Annotated in this window: 3 protein-coding genes; 2 read left to right on the top strand and 1 reads right to left on the bottom strand. The window is 72.2% G+C overall.

Going from position 1 to position 2,283, the window contains the following annotated elements:
* On the bottom strand, positions 1 to 267 hold a 267-nt coding region (locus tag KBX53_RS30200), incomplete at its 3' end, for a glutamate cyclase domain-containing protein (RefSeq protein WP_210863084.1).
* 239 nt (positions 268 to 506) lie between these two features.
* Here KBX53_RS30200 and KBX53_RS30205 point away from each other — a divergent pair.
* Positions 507 to 1,805, top strand: coding sequence for an aspartate aminotransferase family protein (locus KBX53_RS30205; RefSeq protein WP_210863086.1), 1,299 nt, complete (start codon positions 507 to 509; stop codon positions 1,803 to 1,805).
* Positions 1,802 to 2,283, top strand: a 482-nt coding sequence (locus KBX53_RS30210; RefSeq protein WP_210863088.1) for an aldehyde dehydrogenase family protein, incomplete at its 3' end; no start/stop codon positions are given. The genes KBX53_RS30205 and KBX53_RS30210, both read left to right, overlap by 4 nt.

Below are 2,283 nucleotides of genomic sequence, written 5' to 3' on the forward strand. Positions count from 1 at the left end.
GACGAGCCGGCATCGGCCGCCGAGAAGGCGCAGCGCGACGGCGATCTGCACCGCGCCGAGCGGGCCGTCGGTCTCCGCGGCGGGTGGGTCGGCGCCGGGGATGAAGAACCCGGTGAAGACGGCGGCGTCGGGCGGCCCGGCGGTGGCGAGCGACCGGGCGGCGGCGAGCAGTCCACCGGCCGCCGGCGCGGCCAGCGCCTCGCTGCCCCGGCCCACCTCGCGCGCCGCGACGCGCTCCAGTTCGGCGATCGTCTCTTCGATGCGCACCGCGTGCCTCCCCGGTCACAGTGGACCGAACCAGGGTAGCGGTGTGCCACCACGCTGCGGATCGAGTGGAGCGAACGTAAGAAGACTGCCCAAATCGGTGGCCAAGGCGAAGCTTCACCCCGGAAACCGTTGACGTGCTGTCAGGTCGGGGCAGCTATGGGCTACAGGCTGGCAGTTGTTCGCCTCGGCTGGCGGTGGGAGCGTGCGGTATCCACGAACGCCGCTGAAGGGTTGCCACGATGACCGACGACCTGCTGGCCCGGCACCGGGCCGTGCTCCCGTCCTGGATGCCGCTGAACTACGCCGAGCCGATCGAGCTGGTGTCCGGCTCGGGCCGCCGGGTCACCGACGCGCAGGGTCGCAGCTACCTGGACTTCTTCGGCGGGGTGCTGACCAACATGATCGGGTACGACATCCCGGAGATCCGGGAGGCCGTCGAGCGGCAGTTGGCCACCGGCATCGTGCACACCTCGACGCTCTACCTGATCCGCCAACAGGTGGAGCTGGCCGAGAAGATCGCCCAGCGCTCCGGCATCCCGGACGCCCGGGTGTTCTTCACCAACTCCGGCACGGAGGCGAACGAGGCGGCGCTGCTGGTCGCCACCAACCACCGCCGATCGCACCAGGTCCTGGCCGTGCGCAACAGTTACCACGGCCGGTCGTACGCGGCGATGGGGGTCACCGGCACCCGCACCTGGTCGGCCAGCGGCCTCAACCCGCTCCAGGTGGCCTGGCTGCACTCGGGCGACCGGGTGCGCGGGCTGCTGGCCCGGCTCAGCCCCGACGAGCAGGTCGACGCGGCGGTGGAGGACCTGCGCGAGGTGCTGGCCACCCAGACCGCCGGTGACGTGGCCGCGCTGATCGCCGAGCCGATCCAGGGCGTGGGCGGGTTCGTGCACCCGCCGGACGGGCTCTTCGCCGGCTGGAAGAAGGTCCTCGACGAGCACGGCATCCTGTTCATCGCCGACGAGGTGCAGACCGGCTGGGGGCGTACCGGGGAGCACTTCTGGGGTTACCAGGCGCACGGCGTCACCCCGGATCTGCTCACCTTCGCCAAGGGCATCGGCAACGGCTTCGCCCTCGCGGGGGTGGTCGGTCGGGCCGAGGTGCTGGAGTCGGTGGCGGCCATCAGCTTCTCCACCTTCGGCGGCAACCCGATCTCCACGGCGGCCGGTAACGCGGTGCTCGACTATCTCCTGGAGCACGACCTCCAGGCGAACGCGGCCCGCGTCGGCGCGATCCTCGCCGACGGCCTGCGGTCCGCGGTGGGTGGGCTCGACTGCGTCGCCGAGGTACGCGGAAAGGGGCTGATGCTCGGCGTCGAGTTCGTCCGATCGGGCACCAGCGAACCGGACCCGGTGTTGACCAACCGGGTCTTCGAGGCCGCCCGGGAGGGTGGTCTGCTGGCCGGCAAGGGCGGCCTGCACGGCAACGTGCTGCGGATGGGTCCACCGTTGACGCTGACCGAGGCGGAGGCCCGGGAGGGCCTGGCGATCCTCGTCGACGCGATCCGCTCGTGCGCGGGGGTGGCGGCATGAGCATCGGTCACTTCATCGACGGCAAGCGGGTCGGCGGCACGTCGGCGCGGCGCGGCGACGTGTTCGATCCGGCGACCGGTCGCCGTACGGCCGAGGTCGAGCTGGCCTGCACCGCGGACGTCGACGTCGCGGTGCAGGCCGCCGCCCGCGCGGCGCGGGCCTGGCGGGACGCGTCGTTGGCGAAGCGCTCGGCGGTGCTGTTCGCCTTCCGGGAGTTGGTGCACGCCCGCCGGGACCGGCTTGCCGAGGTGATCACCGCCGAGCACGGCAAGGTGCTCGCCGACGCCGCGGGCGAGGGGCAGCGCGGCCTGGAGGTCAGCGAGTACGCGTGTGGGCTGCCGTCGGCGCTGCGCGGCGCGTTCAGCGAGAACGTGTCGACCGAGGTCGACTCGTACACGATCCGGCAGCCGCTCGGGGTGGGGGCGGTGATCTCGCCGTTCAACTTCCCGGTGATGGTGCCGCTGTGGTTCGTGCCGGT

Origin of the sequence: Micromonospora sp. M51 (assembly GCF_018070305.1) — a bacterium.
Lineage (GTDB): Bacteria > Actinomycetota > Actinomycetes > Mycobacteriales > Micromonosporaceae > Micromonospora > Micromonospora parva.

Excerpts from the sequence above, each read along its gene's own strand:
- KBX53_RS30205 (WP_210863086.1), top strand. The coding sequence starts at position 507 with ATGACCGACGACCTGCTGGCCCGGCACCGGGCCGTGCTCCCGTCCTGG.